At 60.7% G+C, this 22,961-nt stretch carries 22 protein-coding genes; 15 read left to right on the top strand and 7 right to left on the bottom strand.

The window, feature by feature from the left end:
* The first annotated feature begins 148 nt into the window (after window positions 1–148).
* The 13 genes from AC07OG_RS14810 to AC07OG_RS14870 all read left to right on the top strand — a co-directional run bounded on the left by AC07OG_RS14810 (window position 149) and on the right by AC07OG_RS14870 (window position 12,738).
* The gene (locus AC07OG_RS14810) at window positions 149–1,420 is read left to right on the top strand and encodes a glutamate-5-semialdehyde dehydrogenase (RefSeq protein WP_495067364.1); all 1,272 of its coding nucleotides are present in this window, start codon (window positions 149–151) and stop codon (window positions 1,418–1,420) included.
* Between the two features lie 46 nt (window positions 1,421–1,466).
* Window positions 1,467–2,111 (top strand): nicotinate-nucleotide adenylyltransferase, encoded by a 645-nt coding sequence (gene nadD / locus AC07OG_RS14815; RefSeq protein WP_162237411.1) that lies wholly within the window; start codon window positions 1,467–1,469, stop codon window positions 2,109–2,111.
* Between the two features lie 73 nt (window positions 2,112–2,184).
* The gene (gene rsfS / locus AC07OG_RS14820) at window positions 2,185–2,679 is read left to right on the top strand and encodes a ribosome silencing factor (protein WP_060543259.1); all 495 of its coding nucleotides are present in this window, start codon (window positions 2,185–2,187) and stop codon (window positions 2,677–2,679) included.
* Between the two features lie 9 nt (window positions 2,680–2,688).
* The gene (gene rlmH / locus AC07OG_RS14825; protein ID WP_003185785.1) at window positions 2,689–3,156 is read left to right on the top strand and encodes a 23S rRNA (pseudouridine(1915)-N(3))-methyltransferase RlmH; all 468 of its coding nucleotides are present in this window, start codon (window positions 2,689–2,691) and stop codon (window positions 3,154–3,156) included.
* A 10-nt stretch (window positions 3,157–3,166) separates the two neighbouring features.
* A complete protein-coding gene (gene mrdA / locus AC07OG_RS14830; RefSeq protein ID WP_495067365.1) occupies window positions 3,167–5,062 on the top strand; it encodes a penicillin-binding protein 2 in 1,896 nt (631 codons plus the stop codon).
* A 31-nt stretch (window positions 5,063–5,093) separates the two neighbouring features.
* The gene (gene rodA, locus AC07OG_RS14835) at window positions 5,094–6,197 is read left to right on the top strand and encodes a rod shape-determining protein RodA (RefSeq protein WP_060543395.1); all 1,104 of its coding nucleotides are present in this window, start codon (window positions 5,094–5,096) and stop codon (window positions 6,195–6,197) included.
* 17 nt (window positions 6,198–6,214) lie between these two features.
* A complete protein-coding gene (gene mltB, locus AC07OG_RS14840) occupies window positions 6,215–7,225 on the top strand; it encodes a lytic murein transglycosylase B (RefSeq protein WP_060543261.1) in 1,011 nt (336 codons plus the stop codon).
* Window positions 7,225–8,238 carry a septal ring lytic transglycosylase RlpA family protein gene (locus AC07OG_RS14845; protein WP_060543262.1) on the top strand — a complete coding sequence of 338 codons (1,014 nt, stop codon included), beginning with the start codon at window positions 7,225–7,227 and terminating at the stop codon, window positions 8,236–8,238. Before mltB ends, AC07OG_RS14845 begins: the two co-directional genes overlap by 1 nt.
* 183 nt (window positions 8,239–8,421) lie before the next feature.
* Window positions 8,422–9,579, top strand: a complete 1,158-nt coding sequence (locus tag AC07OG_RS14850) for a D-alanyl-D-alanine carboxypeptidase family protein (RefSeq protein ID WP_495067366.1) — start codon at window positions 8,422–8,424, stop codon at window positions 9,577–9,579.
* Between the two features lie 87 nt (window positions 9,580–9,666).
* Window positions 9,667–9,942, top strand: coding sequence for a DUF493 domain-containing protein (locus AC07OG_RS14855; RefSeq protein WP_060543264.1), 276 nt, complete (start codon window positions 9,667–9,669; stop codon window positions 9,940–9,942).
* The gene (lipB, locus tag AC07OG_RS14860) at window positions 9,942–10,589 is read left to right on the top strand and encodes a lipoyl(octanoyl) transferase LipB (protein ID WP_060543265.1); all 648 of its coding nucleotides are present in this window, start codon (window positions 9,942–9,944) and stop codon (window positions 10,587–10,589) included. The genes AC07OG_RS14855 and lipB overlap by 1 nt, the downstream gene beginning before the upstream one ends.
* 1 nt (window position 10,590) lies before the next feature.
* Complete coding sequence (gene lipA, locus AC07OG_RS14865) at window positions 10,591–11,613, top strand: lipoyl synthase (protein WP_060543266.1); 1,023 nt, start codon at window positions 10,591–10,593, stop codon at window positions 11,611–11,613.
* Between the two features lie 174 nt (window positions 11,614–11,787).
* Window positions 11,788–12,738, top strand: a complete 951-nt coding sequence (locus AC07OG_RS14870) for a S66 peptidase family protein (protein ID WP_495067367.1) — start codon at window positions 11,788–11,790, stop codon at window positions 12,736–12,738.
* Window positions 12,739–12,867: 129 nt separating this feature from the next.
* Here AC07OG_RS14870 and AC07OG_RS14875 read toward each other — a convergent pair whose 3' ends face one another.
* The 5 genes from AC07OG_RS14875 to leuS form a co-directional block, all read right to left on the bottom strand.
* Entirely contained in the window at window positions 12,868–14,190 is a 1,323-nt protein-coding gene (locus AC07OG_RS14875; RefSeq protein ID WP_495067368.1) for a lytic murein transglycosylase, read from the bottom strand.
* Window positions 14,191–14,251: 61 nt separating this feature from the next.
* On the bottom strand, window positions 14,252–14,416 hold the full coding sequence (gene arfA / locus AC07OG_RS14880) for an alternative ribosome rescue factor ArfA (RefSeq protein ID WP_060543269.1): 165 nt from the start codon (window positions 14,414–14,416) through the stop codon (window positions 14,252–14,254).
* 277 nt (window positions 14,417–14,693) lie between these two features.
* The gene (gene holA / locus AC07OG_RS14885; RefSeq protein ID WP_060543270.1) at window positions 14,694–15,731 is read right to left on the bottom strand and encodes a DNA polymerase III subunit delta; all 1,038 of its coding nucleotides are present in this window, start codon (window positions 15,729–15,731) and stop codon (window positions 14,694–14,696) included.
* A 39-nt stretch (window positions 15,732–15,770) separates the two neighbouring features.
* Entirely contained in the window at window positions 15,771–16,376 is a 606-nt protein-coding gene (locus AC07OG_RS14890; protein ID WP_495067369.1) for an LPS-assembly lipoprotein LptE, read from the bottom strand.
* 87 nt (window positions 16,377–16,463) lie between these two features.
* Window positions 16,464–19,070 carry a leucine--tRNA ligase gene (gene leuS, locus AC07OG_RS14895; protein WP_060543272.1) on the bottom strand — a complete coding sequence of 869 codons (2,607 nt, stop codon included), beginning with the start codon at window positions 19,068–19,070 and terminating at the stop codon, window positions 16,464–16,466.
* Between the two features lie 281 nt (window positions 19,071–19,351).
* Between leuS and AC07OG_RS14900 the strand changes: the two genes are divergently transcribed.
* Complete coding sequence (locus tag AC07OG_RS14900; protein WP_060543273.1) at window positions 19,352–19,672, top strand: hypothetical protein; 321 nt, start codon at window positions 19,352–19,354, stop codon at window positions 19,670–19,672.
* Between the two features lie 103 nt (window positions 19,673–19,775).
* Window positions 19,776–20,537, top strand: a complete 762-nt coding sequence (locus AC07OG_RS14905) for a YdcF family protein (RefSeq protein ID WP_495067370.1) — start codon at window positions 19,776–19,778, stop codon at window positions 20,535–20,537.
* A gap of 50 nt (window positions 20,538–20,587) precedes the next feature.
* Here AC07OG_RS14905 and lnt read toward each other — a convergent pair whose 3' ends face one another.
* Both lnt and AC07OG_RS14915 read right to left on the bottom strand, forming a co-directional pair.
* On the bottom strand, window positions 20,588–22,111 hold the full coding sequence (gene lnt / locus AC07OG_RS14910) for an apolipoprotein N-acyltransferase (protein WP_060543275.1): 1,524 nt from the start codon (window positions 22,109–22,111) through the stop codon (window positions 20,588–20,590).
* 8 nt (window positions 22,112–22,119) lie between these two features.
* Window positions 22,120–22,959 carry a CorC family transporter gene (locus AC07OG_RS14915; protein WP_060543276.1) on the bottom strand — a complete coding sequence of 280 codons (840 nt, stop codon included), beginning with the start codon at window positions 22,957–22,959 and terminating at the stop codon, window positions 22,120–22,122.
* Window positions 22,960–22,961: the final 2 nt, after the last annotated feature.

Consider the following 22,961-nt stretch of genomic DNA (forward strand, 5'->3'; position numbering starts at 1 on the left):
ACAATTTGCAGCTTAATCGAGCCTGAATGCAGGCAAATCACCCTCCATTTCGACCATCCGCCCGTCACCGCTGTTAGTCAGGAGACGCGGCAGCTATAATCTGCCGCTTTACTCTTTGCCACGACCTTGGAAAAGGCCACGCCAGACCATGACTGAGTCCGTTCTTGACTACATGACCCGCCTGGGTCGCGCTGCCCGTGAAGCTTCCCGCGTGATCGGCCGTGCCAGCACCGCGCAAAAGAACCGCGCCCTGCAGGCTGCCGCCAATGCGCTGGACGCCGCTCGCGCCGAGCTGACCGCTGCCAATGAACAGGATCTGGCGGCTGGCCGTGCCAATGGGCTGGAGCCTGCGCTTCTGGAACGCCTGGCACTGACTCCGGCACGGATCGACGGCATGATCGTCGGGCTGCGTCAGGTTGCTGCCTTGCCGGACCCGGTGGGCGCTATCCGTGACATGAGCTACCGGCCGTCGGGTATTCAGGTGGGCAAGATGCGCGTGCCTTTGGGCGTGATCGGGATCATCTACGAGTCGCGGCCGAACGTGACCATCGATGCCGCCAGCCTGTGCCTGAAGTCTGGCAACGCGACTATCCTGCGTGGCGGGTCCGAGGCGATTCATTCCAATCGTGCCATCGCCGCCTGCATCCAGCGCGGCCTGGCCGAGGCCGATCTGCCGGCCGCGGTGGTGCAAGTGGTCGAAACCACGGATCGCGCTGCCGTCGGTGCGTTGATCACCATGCCCGAATACGTGGATGTCATCGTGCCCCGTGGCGGTCGTGGCCTTATCGAGCGCGTCAGTCGCGACGCCAAGGTGCCGGTGATCAAGCATTTGGACGGTATTTGCCACGTTTACGTCAGTGAGCACGCCGACCTGGCCAAGGCCCAACGCATCGCGTTCAACGCCAAGACTTACCGCTATGGCATCTGCGGCGCCATGGAAACACTGCTGGTCGATCAAACCGTTGCGAAAGATTTCCTGCCAGCTATGGCCGCCCAGTTCCGCGAAAAAGGCGTCGAGCTGCGCGGTTGTGAGCGCACCCGGGCGATCATCGAAGCGCTGCCGGCCACCGAAGGAGACTGGAGCACCGAATACCTGGCGGCGATCCTGTCGATCCGTGTGGTGGACGGACTGGACCAGGCCATCGAGCACATCAATCATTACGGTTCCCATCACACCGATTCGATCGTCAGCGAACACCAGGGCGACACCCGGCGTTTTGTGGCTGAAGTCGACTCCGCGTCGGTGATGATCAATACCCCGACGTGCTTCGCCGATGGCTTCGAATACGGTTTGGGTGCCGAGATCGGCATTTCTACTGATAAGCTGCACGCCCGAGGCCCGGTGGGTCTTGAGGGGCTGACCTGCGAGAAGTACATCGTGGTCGGTGATGGCCATTTGCGCGGACAGGAGCCGGTCTGACTTGGGCGACTTCGACCCGTCAGCCCCGGTCACTGCCCCAGAACCTGTGCCTCGCCGCATTGGCGTACTGGGCGGAACCTTTGACCCGGTGCACATCGGCCATTTGCGCGGTGCGCTGGAAGTCGCCGAGACACTGGCGCTCGATGAGCTGCGCCTGACACCCAGTGCCAGGCCCCCTCATCGGGATACGCCGCAGGTGTCGGCGAAAGACCGTCTGGCGATGGTCGAGTGCGCGGTGGCCGGTGTGGCACCGTTGGTGGTGGACGCCCGTGAATTGCAGCGGGACAAACCGTCCTACACCATTGATACCCTGGAACTGATGCGGGCCGAGTTGGCCGCGCACGACCAGGTTTTTCTGCTTCTGGGCTGGGACGCTTTTTGCGGCCTGCCCACTTGGCACCGCTGGGAAGAGTTGCTCCAGCATTGCCACATCCTGGTGTTGCAACGCCCGGATGCCGACAGCGAGCCGCCGGATGCCTTGCGCAACCTGCTGGCCGCGCGCTCGGTGAGCGACCCGCTGGCCCTCAAAGGGCCGAGCGGACAGATTGCATTCGTCTGGCAGACGCCGCTCGCGGTATCCGCCACCCAGATCCGTCAACTGCTGGCCAGCGGTAAGTCGGTACGTTTCCTGGTGCCCGACGCGGTCCTGGCCTACATCGATGCGCACGGACTTTACCGTGCGTCGAACTGAATAGGAGTGCTTCAAGGCACGTGGCAACAACGTGTATCGAAGCGCCCGAACATACGAGCAAAACGAGTTTTATATGACAGACAAAGACCAAACCAAAGTTAAGCGCAAAGGCACGTTCAAGAGCGCCCCGCTGCCAGTAGAGGCTCACACGGGCGTGATTCTGGCCGGCGCAGAGCTGGTCAAGGTTGCCGTAGCTGCCCTGGAAGACGTCAAGGCCCAGGACATCCAGGTGATCGACGTTCGCGACAAGCAGAGCATCACTGACTACATGATCATCGCTACCGGTACCTCCAACCGCCAGATCGGCGCGATGCTGGACAAGGTCCGCGAGGCGGTCAAGGCTCAAGGCGTCAAGCCGCTGGGTGAAGAAGGCAAGGGCGACAGCGACTGGGTCCTGCTGGACATGGACGATGTCATCGTACACATGATGACCGCGTCGGCTCGCCAGTTCTACGACCTGGAGCGCCTGTGGGCCGGTGCCGAGCAGAGCCGTTCGGCCAGCGCTGCTCACCACAGCCCGGAAAACACCCATGAGCACTTCACCAAGCTCAACAAAGACCAGCAATAAGGGACCGCTGTGCGACTGCGACTGATCGCCGTCGGTTCACGCATGCCCAAATGGGTGGAAGAAGGCTGGCACGAATATGCCAAGCGTCTTCCGTCCGAGCTGGCGCTGGAACTGGTGGAAATACCGCTCAATACCCGGGGCAAGAACGCCGATGTGGCCCGCTTCATCCGCCAGGAAGGCGAAGCCATGCTGGCCAAGGTCGGGCCGAACGAGCGAATCGTTACCCTCGAAGTCCACGGCAAGCCCTGGAGCACCGAGCAACTGGCGGTCGAACTCGATCGCTGGCGGCTGGACTCGCGTACGGTCAATTTCATGGTCGGCGGCCCCGAGGGGCTGGCGCCGGAAGTCTGTGCCCGGGCTGATCAACGCTGGTCGTTGTCGCCGCTGACCTTGCCGCACCCGCTGGTGCGGATCTTGATCGGCGAACAGTTGTACCGTGCCTGGACCGTGCTGTCCGGTCACCCTTACCACAAGTAGTTCTGCCCTCATGTCCCAGCCGATCCGCATCAAGGACCACGAAAAAGACGCCCGTCTGGTGCGTGGCCGCGTCGTGTTCGGGGCCATCGCAGTGGTGCTGCTGATTGGCGTGCTGATTGCCCGGTTGTATTTCCTCCAGGTGATCCAGTACGACTATCACTCGACCCTGTCGGAAAACAACCGCGTCCATGTGCAGCCGATTCCGCCGACCCGCGGGTTGATTTTCGACCGCAATGGCGTAGTGATCGCCGACAATCGGCCCAGTTTCAGCCTGAGCATGACCCGCGAGCGTTCTGGCGAGTGGCAGAAGGTGCTCGATGTGATCGTCGAAGTGCTGGAGCTGACGCCCGAGGATCGGGCGATTTTCGAGAAGCGCATGCGCCAGGGGCGACGGCCGTTCGAGCCGGTGCCGATCCTGTTTGAATTGACCGAAGAGCAGATCGCCCGTATTGCCGTGAACCAGTTCCGCCTGCCCGGTGTGGAAGTGGTCGCGCAACTGGTCCGTCATTATCCGCAGGGCGCGCACTTTGCCCACTCGGTGGGTTACATGGGGCGGATCAACGAGAAAGAGCTCAAGACCCTGGACCCGGTGAGTTACAGCGGCACCCATCAAATTGGCAAAACCGGCATCGAGCGCTTCTACGAGGCGGAGTTGCACGGTCAGGTGGGGTACGAGGAAGTCGAGACCAACGCTCGGGGCCGTGTATTGCGGGTACTCAAGCGTACCGAGCCGATCTCCGGCAAGGACATCGTCCTGAGCCTGGATATCAAATTGCAGGAAGCCGCTGAAGCTGCGCTCGGTGGTCGTCGAGGTGCGGTGGTGGCCCTGGACCCGAAAACCGGCGAGGTCCTGGCGATGGTCAGTCAGCCGAGCTTCGATCCGAACCTGTTCGTGACCGGAATCAGCTCAAAGGCCTATTCCGAATTGCGCGACTCCATTGACCGGCCTCTGTTCAACCGCGTTCTGCGCGGTCTGTACCCGCCGGGTTCGACCATCAAGCCGGCGGTAGCGATCGCGGGGCTGGATGCGGGCGTGGTGACCGCGTCTTCCCGGGTGTTCGACCCGGGTTATTACATGCTGCCCAACTACGATCACAAATACCGTAACTGGAACCGTACTGGCGACGGCTTTGTCGACCTGGATACGGCAATCATGCGCTCCAACGATACCTACTTCTATGACCTGGCCCACAAGCTGGGGATCGATCGGTTGTCGGCGTATTTGAGCAAATTCGGCATTGGCCAGAAGGTATCCCTGGACATGTTCGAAGAATCGCCGGGGCTTATGCCGACCCGGGAATGGAAGCGCGCGACCCGTCGGCAAGCCTGGTTCCCGGGTGAAACATTGATTCTGGGGATCGGTCAGGGCTACATGCAGTCGACGCCATTGCAATTGGCCCAGGCCACGGCATTGGTGGCCAACAAAGGCGTATGGAACCGTCCGCACCTGGCCAGGACCATCGAAGGCCAGAAGCCGGTGGATGAGCACCCGATGCCGGACATCATCCTGCGTGACCCGTCCGACTGGACCAAGGTCAACCATGGCATGCAGCAAGTGATGCACGGTGCCCGTGGCACTGCGCGCAAAGCCGCGATCGGTGCGCAATACCGGATCGCCGGCAAGAGCGGTACGGCCCAGGTGGTCGCGATCAAGCAGGGAGAAAAGTACGACCGTTCCAAGGTCCAGGAACGCCATCGCGACCACGCCTTGTTCGTTGGCTTCGCGCCGGCCGACGACCCGAAAATCGTAGTGTCGGTGATGGTCGAGAACGGTGAGTCCGGCTCCGGCGTCGCCGCGCCGGTCGTTCGTCAAATCATGGACGCCTGGCTGCTGGGCCCGGACGGCCGGTTGAAGCCCGAATACGCCGACCCTATCAGTGCAGAGGCTACCGCCCGTGATGAATAATTTTGATCGCATGCTCTCCAGCGAGGATGTGATGCGTCGTCGAGCGACGTTATTGCAACGCCTGCACATCGATGGCCCGTTGTTGATCCTGCTGCTGACACTGGCCGCCGGTAGCCTGTTCGTGCTGTATTCGGCCAGCGGCAAGAGCTGGGATCTGCTCGCCAAACAAGCCACTTCATTCGGCATCGGCCTGGTGTCGATGATCGTCATCGCCCAGTTCGAGCCGCGCTTCATGGCCCGCTGGGTGCCGGTCGGCTATGTGGTCGGTGTGCTGTTGCTGGTGGTGGTGGACGTAATGGGTCACAACGCCATGGGTGCTACGCGCTGGATCAACATTCCCGGCGTCATTCGCTTCCAGCCTTCGGAGTTCATGAAGATCCTGATGCCGGCGACTATCGCCTGGTACCTGTCCAAGCGCACCTTGCCGCCGCAGCTCAAGCACGTGGGCATCAGTCTCATGCTGATTGGCATCCCGTTCATTCTGATCGTGCGGCAACCGGACTTGGGCACTTCGCTGCTGATTCTGGCCGGTGGGGCGTTCGTGCTGTTCATGGGTGGCCTGCGCTGGCGCTGGATCCTCAGCGTGCTCGCCGCTGCCGTGCCTGTGGCGATAGCCATGTGGTTCTTCATCATGCACGACTATCAGAAGCAGCGAATCCTGACGTTCCTCGACCCCGAGAGCGATCCGCTCGGCACCGGCTGGAACATCATTCAGTCCAAGGCGGCCATCGGTTCTGGCGGTGTGTTCGGCAAAGGCTGGCTGCTGGGCACTCAGTCGCATCTGGATTTCCTGCCGGAGAGCCACACCGACTTCATCATCGCGGTGATGGGTGAAGAATTCGGCCTGGTGGGTATCTGCGCGCTGCTGCTGATTTACCTGTTGCTGATTGGGCGCGGCCTGGTGATTACGGCCCAGGCCCAGACATTGTTCGGCAAGTTGCTCGCGGGCAGCCTGACGATGACGTTTTTTGTTTATGTTTTCGTCAACATCGGTATGGTCAGTGGCCTGTTGCCGGTGGTGGGGGTGCCGTTGCCGTTCATTAGCTACGGAGGAACTTCGCTGGTGACGCTGCTGTCAGCGTTTGGGGTTTTGATGTCGATCCATACCCATCGTAAGTGGATCGCGCAGGTTTGAATAAGGTGAAGATTTCAATGCAAGCAATGCGTGGCTGGGTGACTCGATACGCGCCATGGGTCAGCCTGGTAAGCATCCTTGGCACAACGCAGTCAGCAATGGCCGGCGAATATGAAGGTTCACCCCAGGTGGCCGAATTCGTAGGTGAAATGACCCGCGACTACGGCTTCGCCGGTGAGCAACTGATGGGAGTGTTCCGCGAAGCCGAGCGCAAGCAGTCGATTCTGGATGCGATCTCCCGGCCCGCGGAACGGGTCAAGCAGTGGAACGAGTATCGCCCGATGTTCATCACCGACGCGCGGATCGCCCGCGGGGTGGACTTCTGGCGTCAGCACGAGGCGGTACTGGCCCGTGCCGAGCAGGAATACGGCGTGCCGGCCCAGGTGATTGTGTCGATCATCGGCGTTGAAACCTTTTTCGGCCGTAATACCGGAAATTTCCGGGTGATCGATGCCCTGTCGACCCTGGGTTTCGACTATCCTCCCCGTGCCGAATTTTTCCGCAAGGAATTGCGTGAATTCCTGTTGCTGGCCCGGGAAGAACAGGTTGATCCATTGACGCTAAAAGGTTCTTACGCCGGTGCGATGGGGCTGCCGCAATTCATGCCGAGTAGCTTTCGCGCTTATGCCGTGGACTTCGACGGCGATGGCCACATCAATATCTGGACCAATCCGGACGATGCCATCGGCAGCGTTGCCAGTTATTTCAAGCGTCACGGTTGGGTTGCCGGCGAACCGGTGGTCAGTCGCGCCGATGTACGCGGCGAACAGGTGGACGAAGGTTTGACCACCGGTATCGAACCGACGAAAACCGTCGGGGAGTTGCGGGCTCTGGGGTGGTCAAGTCATGATGCGCTGCGCGATGATATGCCGGTTACCGCTTTCCGCCTGGAAGGCGACAATGGCCCCGAGTACTGGATGGGCCTGAAGAACTTCTACGCGATCACGCGTTATAACCGCAGCGTGATGTACGCCATGGCCGTACATCAACTGTCTGAACAGCTGGTCCAAGCACGGGGCGTCAAGTAATGCGGGCATTGCCTATGGATAAACCCCTGAAGCTGATGGCTTTCGCCGCATTGGCGGTGCTGGTGGCCAGTTGCTCGACCAGTCGTGCACCGGCTCCTCAGAAACCCGCCCCCACCGCCGCCGTGCGCACCACGCCGGGGCTGGACATCAACCGTGCCCACAAGGATGGCGCACCCTGGTGGGATGTCGATGTTTCGCGCATCCCTGATGCGACGCCAACTCTGCACACCGGGCCCTATAAGGCCAACCCGTATACCGTGCTGGGTAAGACATATTTCCCGCAGCAGGAGTCCAAGACCTACGTTGCTTCAGGCACGGCCTCCTGGTACGGCACCAAGTTTCACGGTCAGAACACCGCCAACGGCGAAGTGTATGACCTGTACGGCATGAGCGCCGCGCACAAGACATTGCCACTGCCGAGTTACGTTCGGGTAACCAACCTGGACAACAACAAGAGCGTGATCCTGCGGGTCAACGACCGAGGTCCGTTCTATTCGGACCGGATCATCGACTTGTCCTACGCCGCCGCCAAAAAGCTCGGCTATGCCGAAACCGGTACCGCGCGAGTCAAGGTCGAAGGCATCGACCCGCAGGCCTGGTGGGCTGCCAAGGGCCGGCCGGCGCCGCTGATGCTCAACGAGCCAAAAGTCGCGCAAAATAGCGCCCCGGTGATTACGCCTTCGACCGGCACCGTTGAGCAATGGACGCCGCCGCCACAGCAACACGCTGCCGCCGTGGTGCCGGTGCAGCTTGATACCAAAAAAACCGCTTCTGCAGCGTCTGGCCAGTATCTGCAGGTGGGCGCGTTCGCCAACCCGGACGCTGCAGAACTCCTGAGATCCAAGCTCAGCGGGATGGTGAGCGCTCCGGTGTTCATCAGCTCGATCGTGCGCAATCAGCAAACCCTGCATCGGGTACGCTTGGGGCCGATCGGATCGCCGGGTGAAATCCAGCAAGTGCAAAACAGTGTGCGCCTGGCCAACCTCGGTTCGCCGAGCGTAGTGACAGAGTAAAATACGTAGGACTTGATTGACGGTTCACTCGCAGTCGGGGGTGAACCAGGTTGTTGGCTCGTCGAGAACAAAAGCCCGGCAAGGGTGACTGGAGTGAGCAACTAAACACGCGATGACTCGTTAGAAAGTCATTTGATTAGTTTTGCCTGCGGGCAAGTTTCCATTAGCGATTTCGAGAGACGGATGAACATCACCACCTTTGCCAAACGCCTGTTCCTGCTAGTCCCGCTGCTCCTCTCACCCGCCGCGTTCGCGGCCGAGATGATGCCGTCGCCACCGCAACTGGCCGCCAAGGCCTACGTGCTCATGGATGCCAGCAGCGGCAATGTGCTGGTCGAGAACAACGGTGACCAGCGACTGCCGCCGGCCAGCCTGACCAAGCTGATGACCGCCTACATTGCGACCCTGGAAATCCGTCGTGGCCAGATTGGCGAAAACGATCCGGTGACCGTCAGCGAAAACGCCTGGCGTACCGGTGGTTCGCGGATGTTCATCAAGGTCGGCTCGCAGGTGACTGTCAGCGACCTGTTGCACGGCATCATCATCCAGTCGGGCAACGATGCCAGCGTGGCGCTGTCCGAGCACATCGCCGGCAGCGAAGATGCGTTCGCCGACATGATGAACAAGAGCGTTGCCGATCTGGGCATGAGCAACACCCACTTCATGAACCCGACCGGTCTGCCGAACCCTGAGCACTACTCGTCGGCTCACGACATGGCCGTGCTGGCTCGCGCGATCATCCACGAAGACCCGGCTCACTACGCGATCTATTCGCAGAAAGAGTTCTTCTGGAACGGCATCAAGCAACCGAACCGTAACCTGCTGCTGTGGCGCGACAAGACTGTCGACGGTCTGAAAACCGGCCACACCGACGAAGCCGGCTACTGCATGGTGTCCTCGGCTGTACGTGATGGCATGCGCCTGATCGCCGTGGTGTTCGGCACCAACAGCGAAGTGGCTCGCGCCTCCGAGACCCAGAAGCTGCTGACCTACGGTTTCCGCTTCTTCGAAACCCAGACCTTCTATCAGAAGGGCACCGAGCTGGCTCAGGCTCCTGTCTGGAAAGGCTCCACCAACCAGGTCAAGGCTGGCCTGGCTGAAGACCTGACCATGACCCTGCCAAAAGGCCAGCTGAAAAAGCTCGCTGCGAGCATGACCATGAACCCGCAACTGATCGCGCCAATCGCCAAGGGCGACGTGATCGGTAAAGTCGAAGTGAAACTGGACGACAAGGTGGTGCACAGCGCCGATCTGATCGCTCTGGACGCTGTCGAGGAAGGTGGTATCTTCCGCCGCATGTGGGATAGCATCCGTCTATTCTTCTACGGCTTGTTCAACTGAATTTAGTGTGCACCTGCATGGCCCCGCGCTGATCCGGCGCGGGGCCATGCCCGTCGCCACGGCTTACGCTTACGAGGCCGTTACGCCATGACCGATACCGAAGTAAAGGCGCCAAAGATCGAATTCCCTGCCACTGATTACCCGGTTAAGGTGATCAGCGATACTGGCGTGGGCAACAAGGACAGGATCATCGACATCGTCAGGAAACACGCCACCATCAACGATGAGCGTGTTGACGAGCGCCAGAGCAGCAACGGCAAATACACCACCATTCAGTTGCACATTGTCGCGACCGACCAGGACCAGCTGTACAACATCAACAGCGAACTGCGGGCCACCGGTTTCGTGCACATGGTGCTGTGATGTCTGGCACGCTGGGCTTTCGCGAGCTCGGCCAGATGGCTTACGAGCCGGTCTGGCATGCCATGCAACGCTTCACCAACGAGCGCGGCAACGACGCCCCTGACGAAATCTGGCTGGTCGAGCACCCTGCGGTGTTCACCCAGGGCCAGGCGGGCAAGGCCGAACATCTGTTGCTTCCCGGTGATATTCCGGTGGTGCAGGTCGACCGTGGTGGTCAGGTGACTTACCACGGGCCGGGTCAGTTGGTGGCTTACCTGCTGCTCGATGTGCGCAAATTGGGTTTTGGCGTGCGCGATCTGGTCAGCCGGATGGAGCAATGCCTGATCGAGCTGCTGGCCAGTTACGGCGTGACCGCCGCGGCCAAGCCCGATGCACCAGGCGTCTACGTCGACGGGGCGAAAATCGCTTCACTGGGTCTGCGGATCCGCCACGGCTGTTCCTTTCATGGCCTGGCCCTGAACGTGGACATGAACCTGGAACCGTTTCGACGGATTAATCCCTGCGGCTACGCCGGGCTGGCGATGACCCAGCTGAGCGATCACGCAGGATCGATTGAATTTGCCGAGGTAAGTGCCCGGCTGCGTGCGCAGCTCGTCAAACACCTCGACTATGCTGAGCAGACGACCCTAACGGGCGGAATCGACTGATATGACTACTGATGCAGTGCAAACCATGATCCCGACGCAGGATGTCACCGAGCGTCCGGCCCCGCGTGCCAAGGTTGAAGCCGGCGTAAAGCTGCGCGGCGCCGAGAAGGTTGCACGCATCCCGGTGAAGATCATTCCGACCACCGAACTGCCGAAGAAACCCGACTGGATTCGCGTGCGCATCCCGGTGTCTCCGGAAGTCGACCGCATCAAGGCCCTGTTGCGTAAACACAAGCTGCACAGCGTTTGCGAAGAGGCCTCTTGCCCGAACCTGGGCGAGTGCTTCTCCGGTGGTACCGCAACTTTCATGATCATGGGTGACATCTGCACCCGTCGTTGCCCGTTCTGCGACGTCGGCCACGGCCGGCCGAAGCCACTTGACGTCAACGAGCCGGAAAGCCTGGCCATCGCCATCGCCGACCTGAAACTCAAGTACGTGGTGATCACCTCGGTGGACCGCGACGACCTGCGTGACGGCGGCGCCCAGCACTTTGCCGACTGCATCCGTGAAATCCGCAAGCTGTCGCCGAACGTGCAGCTCGAGACCCTGGTTCCGGACTACCGTGGCCGCATGGACATCGCGCTGCAAATCACCGCCGCCGAGCCGCCGGATGTGTTCAACCACAACCTGGAAACCGTGCCGCGCCTGTACAAGGCTGCGCGCCCGGGTTCGGACTACCAGTGGTCGCTGACCCTGCTGCAACGCTTCAAGCAGATGATGCCGCACATTCCGACCAAGTCCGGCCTGATGCTGGGTCTCGGCGAAACCGACGAAGAAGTCATCGAAGTCATGAAGCGCATGCGCGAGCACGACATCGACATGTTGACCCTGGGCCAGTATCTGCAACCGTCCCGCAGTCACTTGCCGGTTCAGCGCTTCGTGCACCCGGACACCTTCGCCTGGTTCGCCGAGGAAGGTTACAAAATGGGCTTCAAGAACGTCGCCTCCGGTCCGCTGGTGCGTTCCTCGTACCACGCCGACGAACAGGCGAAACTGGTCAAGGCCGAGCTGCTCGGCGCCTGATTGGGTGATTCACCGGAAAATGCCCGCATGGCTCCACAGCTCTGCGGGCATTTTTTTGCCTGTCTTACAGCGATGGCCGCTTTTTCCTGCAACCTGCGGGACGATTGACCCTCTTCTGTTTGTTCCCGTTCCTGACTACTGTGTGCTGAAGTTTTCACGCAGGGAGATTCACGGATGACCGCTCGACCGAACCACACCCTTTGGCCCCATGTTCCAGTCCCCGCCTTGCCGTCAGAAGGGCTGATCGGCGTTATTGCGCCTGCAGGACCCGCAGCGCTGGACACCGACAAAGCCGTGCAATGGATGCGTGCTCGTGGCTATTCACTGAAAGTGTTTCCCGGCGTATACGAGAAGGATGGCTACCTGGCCGGAAGCGACGAGGTGCGGCTCAATGATCTGCACGCCGCCTTCGCCGACCGTGAGGTGGATGCGATCATCTGCCTGCGCGGCGGATACGGGACGCCTCGTTTGCTTGATCGCATTGATTTTCAGCTGCTGCGCGATAATGCCAAGCCATTCGTCGGCTACAGCGATATCACCGCACTGCATCTGGCGATCAGCCGCTATTCCGGTTTTGTAACCTTCCATGGTCCGCTGCTCAATGCGGACTTGTTGGGAGGTAAGCAAAAACCCACCGAGTCCTCGTTTTTCAACATGCTGCGCGGTCAAATGAAGGCGGGCAGCGTACTGGCGCACCCGGTGGCCTACCCATTGACCACGATCGAGCCAGGCATCGCTCACGGGCGCTTGCTCGGCGGCAATCTGGCCATGATCGCCGCGACCATGGGCACACCTTACGAGATGGACGCCGAGGGTGTCATTCTGTTGATCGAGGACATCAACGAGCCGCTGTATCGCATCGACCGGTTACTCACTCAACTGCGGCTGGCTGGCACGTTGCACAAGTTGCGCGGTGTGCTGGTCGGGGATGTAGCGGGAGTGGAGATGGCAGCGCTGGACAGGTTGCTCAAGCAGACCTTCGAGCCATTTAAGATTCCGGTGCTGTCCGGGTGGCGCAGTGGGCACTGCGATCCGAACCTGACGTTGCCAATGGGGGCGTTGGTCAGGCTGGATGCCGGGAGCAAGGAACTGGTACTGGAGCAGGATGTGGTGGTCAGGCGCTAGACTTTCATCGCCTGTCAGTCAGTCTTCGCGAGCAAGCCCGCTCCCACATTCCACTCTTTTCGTATGCAAGAACGCGGTTCAATGTGGGAGCGGGCTTGCTCGCGAAGGCAGTTCCGGCCATTCGGCTAGTTAACGGTTACGCAACCCTTCCAGCAACTTGTGCGTCGGATACCCATCCGCTGGCCAGCCAAACGACTGCTGGGCGCTGCGGATGGCCTTGCGGGTGTTGGCGCCGATGATGCCGTCGGCAGTGCCGGCGTCGTAGTTTTGCGCGCTCAGCAGGTTTTGCAGTTCGATCCGCTCGGTACGGCTCAGCGGCAGGTCATCTTTGGGCCAGTTGCCCTGGATCTGGCCTGCGCCGTTGAAGCGCTCGGACAGCAGGCTTACGCCCAAAGCGTAGGATGACGAGTTGTTGTACTTGAGAATCGCCCGGAAGTTGTCGAGCACCAGGAACGCCGGGCCACGATAACCGGCTGGCAGCAGCAGCGCTGCGGACAGCTGTTCCGAGCCTGTCGGTGGCTGGGCTCCATTGGGCAGGGTCACGCCCAGCTGACGCCATTCGGCGACGCTCTTGCGAATCGTGCCATCGGCCAGCATGTAGTTGAAGCCACCCGGCAATTGCACTTCGAAGCCCCATGGCTGGCCTCGCTGCCAGCCCGAGCTTTGCAGATAATGCGCGGTCGAAGCCAGTGCGTCGGCGGAACTGCCCCAGATGTCGCGGCGACCGTCGCCATCGAAGTCAACGGCGTGGGTGTTGTAGGTGGTCGGGATAAACTGGGTCTGGCCCATGGCGCCCGCCCACGAACCGAGCATTTTCTCCGGTTGGATATCACCTTGCTGCAGGATTTGCAGGGCAGCGATCAATTGCGCGTGAGCGAAATCGGGACGGCGGCCCTCGTAGGCCAGGGTCGCCAGGGAGTTGATCACCGACTGGCTGCCCTGGAACTGACCAAAGTTGCTTTCCATTCCCCACACCGCGACCAAGGCCTGCCGATCGACGCCGTAGCGCTGCTCGATGCTTTGCAGGACCGCGGCATATTGGTCGACCAACGCCTGGCCTTTGCGAACCCGCAATGGCGACAGGGCGCCGTCGAGGTATTCCCATACCGGTTTTGCGAATTCCGGTTGGCTGCGATCGGCACGGATCACACTGGGGTCGAAGCTGACATTGGCGAAAGCGCGATCAAACAGATCGGCGCGGATACCCGCGGCCAAGGCATCTTTGCGAAAACCCGCCTGCCATTCGGCAAAGGTCTGGGTTGGCTGTATGTCGAGGTTCTCACCTGTTGGAACCACAGGTGGAACAACCGCCGGTGCGGTAGCGACGGGAAGTGTCTGAAGCGGCTGAGCGTCGGCTGCGGTCGGTTTTTCCGCGCAGGCGACAAGCAAAATGAGGCTGGAGGCTGCAATCAATTGGCGCAGGTGCCAACGACGGGGAAGACAAAAGGGCATGCACGGGTCCAGGGAAAACGGATCAGGTACAGACCTTAACATGTAGAAGGGGTGCTGCGCTTCAAGCAGCCAGAAAGTAAGAAGCCTCCCAGCTATCAGACTGGAAGGCTTCGCGGCGGTAGCTGCCTTTGCCCTTGGCGGTTCGTTCCTGACGGCTGCGGAACAGGGGCTGGGCGATGATGGATTTGGCCTTGTTGGGGCCGTGTCTGGACGGCTTTTTGCTCATGATCGGATCTCTCGATTGAGTGATTTTTGCGCGGGGAAATAATCTGCTGAAGTTGGGGTTCTGTCTAGTCCCCACATTGTGTAGGACCTTTCCGTCTTCTGGGGCTTTTGTGGCGAGGGGGCTTGTCGGACCGCCGCACCGCCCCGTTCGGCTGCGAAGCAGTCGTAAAACCGGCGCCCGCGGGATTTCTGGACAAACGCTGTTGCAGATTTCAGGGCCGCTTCGCGCCCCAACGGGGTGATGCGGCATTCCGACAAGCCCCCTCGCCACAAAAAACTCACTCGGCGGGCAGCGACAATCTCTGGCCGGCCATCAACAACGACAACCGACTGAGGCTCATCCACGGCGACCCGGCAGCCTGACCCTTGATTTGCGCGTCGATGCGCTGAGCTTCCAGCAGCAACTGCGCCCAGCGTTGTGCCGAGTAGCGTTGCAGGGCCTTGCTCATCAACGGTTTGCGCTTGTCCCAGACAGGCGGTTTGGCCTGGCTGAATGCCTTGTCCAACGGCGTGCCCTGGCTGTATTGCAGGGAAATATTGGCCAGCAGACGCAGTTCACGGGCCAGGGCCCAGAGAATCACCGGCGGTTCAACGCCTTCACCGCGTAATCCTTCGAGCATGCGCAAGGCATGGGCCGCTTCGCCGTTGAGCACCGCATCGGTCAGGCCAAAGACATCGAAGCGTGCACTGTCGGCCACTGCAGCCTGCACGGTTTCAACAGTGATCTGTCCGCCTTCGGCCATCAGCTTGAGCTTTTCGATTTCCTGGGCGGCTGCCAGCAGGTTGCCCTCGACTCGAGCCGCGATCAGTTCAACGGCGTCCTGGCTGGCGCTAAGCCCTGCCTGGGACAGGCGTTGACGAATCCAGCTCGGCAGCTGGCTGACATCCACCGGCCAGATTTGCACGAACTGGGTCTGCTGACCCTCGACCAGCGCTTTGCCCCACTTGGTCTTCTGCGCACTGCCATCGAGTTTCGGCAGGCTGATCAACAGCAGCGTGTCTTCGGCCGGGCGCGAGCAGTACTCGATGAGCGCGGCAGCACCTTTGTCACCGGGTTTGCCGGAAGGCAGACGCAGTTCCAACAGGCGCTTTTCGGCAAACAGCGACATGCTGGCGCCGGCTTGCAGCAGCGTACCCCAGTCGAAACTGGCGTCGGCGGCAAATACCTGGCGCTCATCGAAACCCTGTTGGCGCGCGGCTGTGCGAACAGCATCGGCGGCCTCCTGGCACAACAACGGGTCATCGCCGCTGATAATGTAGACAGGCGCAAGGGTACCTTGCAGGTGTTTGGCGAGTTGGGCGGGAGCGAGCTTCATAAGAGAGGGCGAACGGGGCGCCTGAGCGCCCCGTAAGTCTTACTGCTGCGGCAGTTCGACAGGCGACTGACGCGGGGTGTTCGCTTCAGCCTTCTGTGCCGCTTCCAGTGCCGCGGCGTCAGCCTTGGCCTTGGCGTCGGCGGTCTGCTGCAACTGATCGAGCTGGGCCGGGGTCAGTTGTTGCAGACGCAGCATCATGCGCTGAACCAGCTCGCGACGGGTTTCTACTCGCGCTGTATTTGCTTCCTGGTCGGAGCCCACGAGGTTGTTGCCGTCGTGCATGAAGATTTTCTGCACTTCAAGCTTGTCGCTCAGCAGTGGCTGGTTGCCCTGGCCACGGATGTCGTAGCTCAGCACCGTAGTCACTTGATACTCACCAGCGCGGCCGGCACCGGCGTAGCTGAGGATGCGCTGGCTTTCCTGTTCATTGGTCAGCACCAACTTGTAAGGTGCGCCGGTGTAAACCTTGACCCCGCTGCTTTGCAGAACCTGACGCAGTTGGGTAACGGTTTGGCCGTAGGCGTCACGGGCGCTCACGTCGAGTTCCTTGATCGCCAGCTCGTTGGTGCCGGTGCCGCGCAGCTGAAAACCACAGGCGCTCAACAGGACCGCAAGGCCCATCACCAGCAGATTGCGTTTGATCATCTTGTTGCTCCCCTTGAAACCATGTGGGCCGACCAGGCGGCCCGAAAGGTTTTACTCGGCGCCAGGCGTACCTGGCGCCTGTTCCAATTAGCTGGCGACGATATTGACCAGTTTCCCGGGCACTACGATCACTTTACGAATGGTCAGACCGTCAACGAAACGCAGCACGTTCTCATTGGCGCGGGCGGCCGCTTCGACTTCTTCGCGGCTGGCGCTGGCCGGCATTTCGATGTGGCCGCGCAGCTTGCCGTTGACCTGGATGACCAACTGCAGGCTGTCCTGCACCAGAGCGCTTTCGTCCAGCACCGGCCAACCAGCATCGATCACCGGGTCGGCATGACCCAGTTGATTCCACAACTCGTGGCTGATGTGCGGGGTGATCGGGGCCAGCAGCAGCGTCACGGTTTGCAGACCTTCATGAACCAGTGCGCGATCCTGTTCGGTGCCTTGCGGGGCTTTTTCCAGCACGTTCATCAGCGTCATCACCTGGGCGATGGCGGTGTTGAATTTGTGGTTCTGGCCGACATCATGGCTGGCTTGCTTGATGGCCTGGTGGATCGAACGGCGAATGACTTTCTGCTCGTCGTTCAGGCTGGCGATGTCCAGTTTGCCCGGCAGGCCCTGAATGACGTGGGCTTGAGCCAGACGCCAGACGCGCTTGAGGAAGCGGTGCGAACCCTCTACGCCGGAGTCGGACCATTCCGCGCTCATATCTGGCGGCGAGGCGAACATCATGAACAGGCGGCAGGTGTCTGCGCCGAACTGGTCGATCATCGACTGTGGGTCGACGCCGTTGTTCTTCGACTTGGCCATCTTCTCGGTGCCACCGATTTCCACCGGCAGGCCGTCTGCGATCAGCTTGGCGCTGATGACCTTGGCCTTGCTGTCGCGTTCGAGTTCAACGTCCGCCGGGTTGAACCAGGTGTAGGCACCGTTGGCTTCGCGACGATAGTAAGTCTCGGCGATCACCATGCCTTGGGTCAGCAGGTTCTTGAACGGCTCGTTGGAGCTCACCAGGCCTTCGTCACGCATCAGCTTGTGGAAGAAGCGCGCGTAGAGCAGGTGGAGAATCGCGTGTTCGATACCGCCGATGTACTGATCCACCGGCAGCCAGTGGTCGGCAGCGGATTTTTCTACCAGGCCACCTTCAAAGTGCGGTGAGGCGTAACGGGCGTAGTACCACGAGGACTCGACGAAAGTGTCCATGGTGTCGGTTTCACGCTTGGCAGGCTGGCCGCATTTCGGGCAGCTGCACTCGTAGAACTCGGGCATGCGTGCCAGCGGTGAACCGGCGCCATCGGGTACGACGTCTTCCGGCAGTACGACCGGCAGTTGATCTTCCGGTACCGGCACGTCACCGCACGCAGTGCAGTGGATGATCGGGATCGGGCAGCCCCAGTAACGCTGACGGCTGATGCCCCAGTCGCGCAGGCGGAACTGGGTGCGCGAGGCACCGAGGTTTTTCTTGATCAGCGCGACTTCGATGGCATCGAAGGCGCCAGCGAAGTCGAGACCGTCGAATTCACCGGAGTTGATCAGGGTGCCGTGCTCACCGTAGGCGTCCTGCCAAGGTGCCGGGTTGGTGTCGCCAGAGCTTGTGCGCACCACGGACTTGATCGGCAGGTTGTACTTGGTGGCGAATTCGAAGTCACGCTCGTCGTGGGCCGGAACAGCCATGACCGCGCCGTCGCCGTAATGCATCAACACGTAGTTGGCGACCCACACCGGCAGTTTTTCACCGGTCAGCGGGTGCTCGACGAACAACGAAGTCGGCAAGCCTTTTTTCTCTTGAGTGGCGACGTCGGCTTCGGCGACGCTGCCGCCCTTGCATTCAGCGATGAACGCTTGCAGCTCGGGGTTGTTCTGTGCGGCCAGAGTGGCCAATGGGTGCTCGGCGGCCACGGCGACATAAGTCGCTCCCATGAGGGTGTCCGGACGGGTGGTGAAGACTTTCAGTGCGCCGGCTTCGCCGATGGAGTCGACGTTGTACGGGAACTGCACTTCCATGCCGCGGGATTTGCCGATCCAGTTGCGCTGCATGGTCTTGACCTGTTCAGGCCAGCCAGTCAGTTCGTCGAGGCTATCGAGCAGCTCATCCGCATAGGCGGTGATCTTGAAGTAGTACATCGGGATTTCGCGCTTTTCGATCAGCGCGCCGGAACGCCAGCCGCGACCGTCGATCACCTGTTCGTTGGCCAGAACGGTCTGATCGACCGGGTCCCAGTTCACGGTGCCGCTTTTCTTGTAAATCACGCCTTTTTCGAACAGGCGAGTGAACAGCCATTGTTCCCAGCGGTAGTAATCGGGCTTGCAGGTGGTCACCTCACGGGACCAGTCCACCGCCAGGCCCAGGCTGCGCAGCTGGGATTTCATGTAGGCGATGTTTTCGTAGGTCCACTTGGCGGGCGCTACGTTGTTCTTCATCGCGGCGTTTTCCGCCGGCATGCCGAAGGCGTCCCAACCCATGGGTTGCAGAACGTTCTTGCCCTGCATGCGCTGATAGCGGGAGATCACGTCGCCGATGGTGTAGTTGCGCACGTGCCCCATGTGTAGCTTGCCGCTGGGGTAAGGGAACATGGACAGGCAGTAGTAGGTCTCCTTGCCTGGCTGTTCACTGACTTCAAAGGACTTTTGCTCGTCCCAGAACGACTGGGCGGCGGCTTCGATTTCACGGGGCTGATATTGTTCGTGCATGGCTACTTTTGAACTGAATAGGGGTGGCCTAATCCTCTTCAATGCAACGCTGGACGTTGAAGGCGCCGGATTGGCGTTTTCGATGTCCAGCCGAGCTGGAAGTGGAGTTACAGGAAGCGCCGTAGCATACATGACCGCGCTCTACCGAGGGAAACCCTGATTGTTGCCGCGCATCCGGCAAAAATGACTGCAAGGTCCGTTGGTCGCGGCGTTCAGCCGGTTTGTTCGTGGAAGCTAAGCTCTAACTGGGGAGTAGGTCTTATCTTCCAATGAGGTGAGGGATGGTTGAGTCACAACGAAAAGCTACTAAGCCGGAGCTGTACGAAAGACTGATTGATCGTCTGGGCATGGCCCTGGAAGCGGCGAAAACTGCTGGACGGCTGCGTGACGTACGCCCTCTGGAACTGGAACTGCGTGGCCTGAGCCCCGCAGAGTTTGCACTGGTCAAGGCGTATCTGGATCGCAGTGAACGTGAGACACACGGATACCTGTCAGAAGCGATAAAGCAACTCGATACACCACGTTCGGCCAAGATCATCTGGCTCAAGGACAAAGTCCCCGGCAGAGACGCGGTAAAGGTCCGGTCTTTGCAGTTCAAATAGGCAAAGAGCCATGCACCATGATTTTTCCAAGCATAGTCTTTGCGTATCGATTGTTGTATTGCGTCAACCCACTTAGGCTTCGGGCATCTCAGGGAGATGCTCGATGCCGTTTCGTTATTTCGTTAAACAACTTCTTCTGCCACCCGGCATTCTCTTGCTGCTGCTTTTGCTCGCCTGGTGGCTGCGCCGCTCAAGGCCGCGGCTTGCGGGTGCGTGCTTTGCCCTCGGCTTGGGCGGGCTCTGGCTGATGAGCCTGCCGGTCGTAGTGCAATGGAGTGCCAGCCAGCTTGAACGTGAGCCCCCTCTGGCTCGCGACGAATGGGCAACCCTGGGACAGCGCGCCGACGCCATCGTGGTGCTCGGCTCCGGGCGCGAACGGGGCGATGTGGCCTGGGGCAGCGACCAGCCAACGGGTAACGGCCTGGAGCGCCAGCGCTATGCGGCGCGCCTGGCCAAGGCGTCAGGTTTGCCAGTGCTGACCAGTGGCGGGTTGCATTTCGGCACGCCGCCCAGCGAGGCGCAGTTGATGGCCGATTCCTTGCGCGATGATTTCGGTGTGATGGTGCGTTGGCAGGAAGGGGGCAGCCGGACCACCTGGGAGAATGCGCAGCTCACGGCGCAGGTATTGTTACCCGAAGGCATCAAGCGTGTGGTGGTCGTCACTCACGCAGCGCACATGCCTCGCGCGGTCTGGAGTTTCCACAAGGCAGGATTTGAGGTGGTGCCCGCCCCGGTCGGTTTCCTTGGCGGCGACAACGCCCTGCCGTTGGGCGGCTGGATGCCGGAGTACAAATCGATCTGGCAGAGCGGACAGTTGATGAATGAGGCGGTGGGGCAAGTCGGGTATTCGATTTTTTATCGCTGAACCCTGTGGCGAGGGGGGGCAAGCCCTCTCGCCACAAAAGGCCGCCAGTCTCAGACGGTTTTCGCCATCCGGTTCGCCACCAGCGCCCAGCCAAACAACAGCACACAAAGGATGATCAACGGCCATGAACGCCACTGCAGATAAGGCGTCAGGTTGTGCATCGGCACCACTTCACCGTACAGGATGCCTCGCTCGAACTGCGGGATCTGGGCGGTGATCTGGCCGAATGGATTGATCAGCCCGGTTACACCGTTGTTGGTCGCGCGGATCATCCAGCGACCGGCTTCCAGCGCGCGCATCTGCGCCATTTGCAAGTGTTGCAGCGGGCCTATGGAGGTGCCGAACCAGGTGTCGTTGCTGATCGTCAGCAGCAGATCGCTACGGGCGGCCAGGCTGGCGGCAAACTCCGGATAGACCACTTCGTAGCAAATGTACGGCGCGATCTGATAACCCTTGGCTTGCAGCAAAGGCTGGTCGGCCGGGCCTCGGGCGAAGTCCGACATCGGCAAATCGAAGAATGCGATCAGGCCTCGCAGCACATCCTGCAGTGGCACGTATTCGCCAAACGGCACCAATTTCTGCTTGAGGTAAGTACCATCGCCTTCACCCGTGACGGTAATGCCGTTGTAAAAACGCTTTTCCTGGTGGACCATTTGGCGGATCGGCACGCCGGTAATCAGCGCCGAATTACGCTCGGCTGCAAAATTGCCCATCATGTTCAGGTAGCCCTCGGCGGACTCCTTGAGCACCGGCACCGCCGTTTCCGGCCAGATCAGCAGGTCGACGGGTTTGGAGCTGAAACTCATGTCGCGATAAAGCGCCAACTGCGCGTTGAGCTGCGCCGGGTCCCACTTCAGGCTCTGTTCGACATTGCCCTGGATCGCCGCGACACTCAGTGGTGCCCCGGCCGGGCTGGTCCAGGCATGATGCTTTAGGGCGAAACCCGCCACCCAGGGGCCGACCAACAGCAAAGCGCCCGCTGCAATGAAGCCTTTGCGGCCAGTGCGAACCAGGCGCAGGGCGTTGTAGAGCAATGCTGCGGTCAGGGCCAAGGTGAAGGAAATCAGCCACATCCCGCCCACCGGCGCGAGGCCGGTCAGCGGGCCGTCGAGCTGACTGTAACCCGAGTAGAGCCAGGGAAAGCCGGTGAGAAACCAGCCGCGAAAGGCTTCCTGTCCAACCCACAATGCAGCAAACGCCAGGGCATCGGCCAGTGGAGCCTCGTTGCGACGCAACCAGCGCGCCCACAACCAGGCGGGCAGGGCGAAGAACCAGGCAATCGCCGCCGTGAAGAGCAGCATGAGGAAGCCGGCCAGCAGCATTGACGCGCCACCGAAGTGGTGGATGCTGTAGTAGATCCAGCTGGTACCGGCACCAAAAAGTCCGAAGCCGAAGCACCAGCCTCGACCAAGGGCCTGGCGTGGACTGAGCTCACGCAGGCCGGCGTAGAACAATCCGACCGCCAGCAATGCCAGCGGCCAGATATCGAACGGCGCAAGCGCCAGGGTGGTGATTGCACCGGCCGCCACGGCCAGCAGGTTACCGGGCCAGCCGGGGCGGGTTGTCCAGCGCATTTCAATCCTTAGCGAGCAATGGGTGTCAGACGCAGCAGGTGAATCCTTCGGCTGTCGGCATTCAGGATGCGGAAGCGGTACTGGCCGATTTCGGTGATTTCGTTGCGTTTTGGCAGGTGCCCGAACGCACTCATCACCAGGCCGCCGACGGTGTCGAACTCGTCGTCGGAAAATTCGCTGTCGAAAAACTCGTTGAAGTTCTCGATCGGCGTCAGTGCCTTGATCAGGAAGTCTCCGCTTGGCAGCGGCTTGATGTAGCTGTCTTCCTCGACGTCGTGTTCGTCTTCGATATCACCGACGATCTGTTCCAGGACGTCTTCAATCGTCACCAGACCCGCCACACCGCCGTATTCGTCGATGACGATGGCCATGTGATTGTGGTTGGCGCGGAACTCGCGCAGCAGCACGTTCAGGCGCTTGGACTCCGGCACGAACGTGGCCGGACGCAGCAGGTCCTTGATGTTGAAGCTGTCGCCATTTTCCTTGAGGATCAATGGCAGCAAGTCCTTGGCCAGCAGCACGCCCATCACGTCATCGTGGCTTTCGCCGATCACCGGGTAGCGGGAGTGGGCCGAGTCGACCACGGCTGGGAGGAATTCGCGGGGTGTCTGGGTCGCCTTGATGCTGACCATTTGCGAACGCGGCACCATGATGTCGCGTACCTGCAGGTCGGCTACCTGGATGGCGCCTTCGACGATGGCCAGCGCTTCGCTGTCCAGCAGTTTGTTCTGGTGTGCGTCGCGCAGCAGCTCCAGCAGCTCCTGGCGGTTCTTCGGCTCGTGGGCAAAAGCCTGGGTGAGCTTACCCAGCCATGACTTCTGCCCGTTGCTCGATCGATCTTCGCTCATAG

Source organism: Pseudomonas sp. GW821-FHT09H03 (assembly GCF_059415945.1).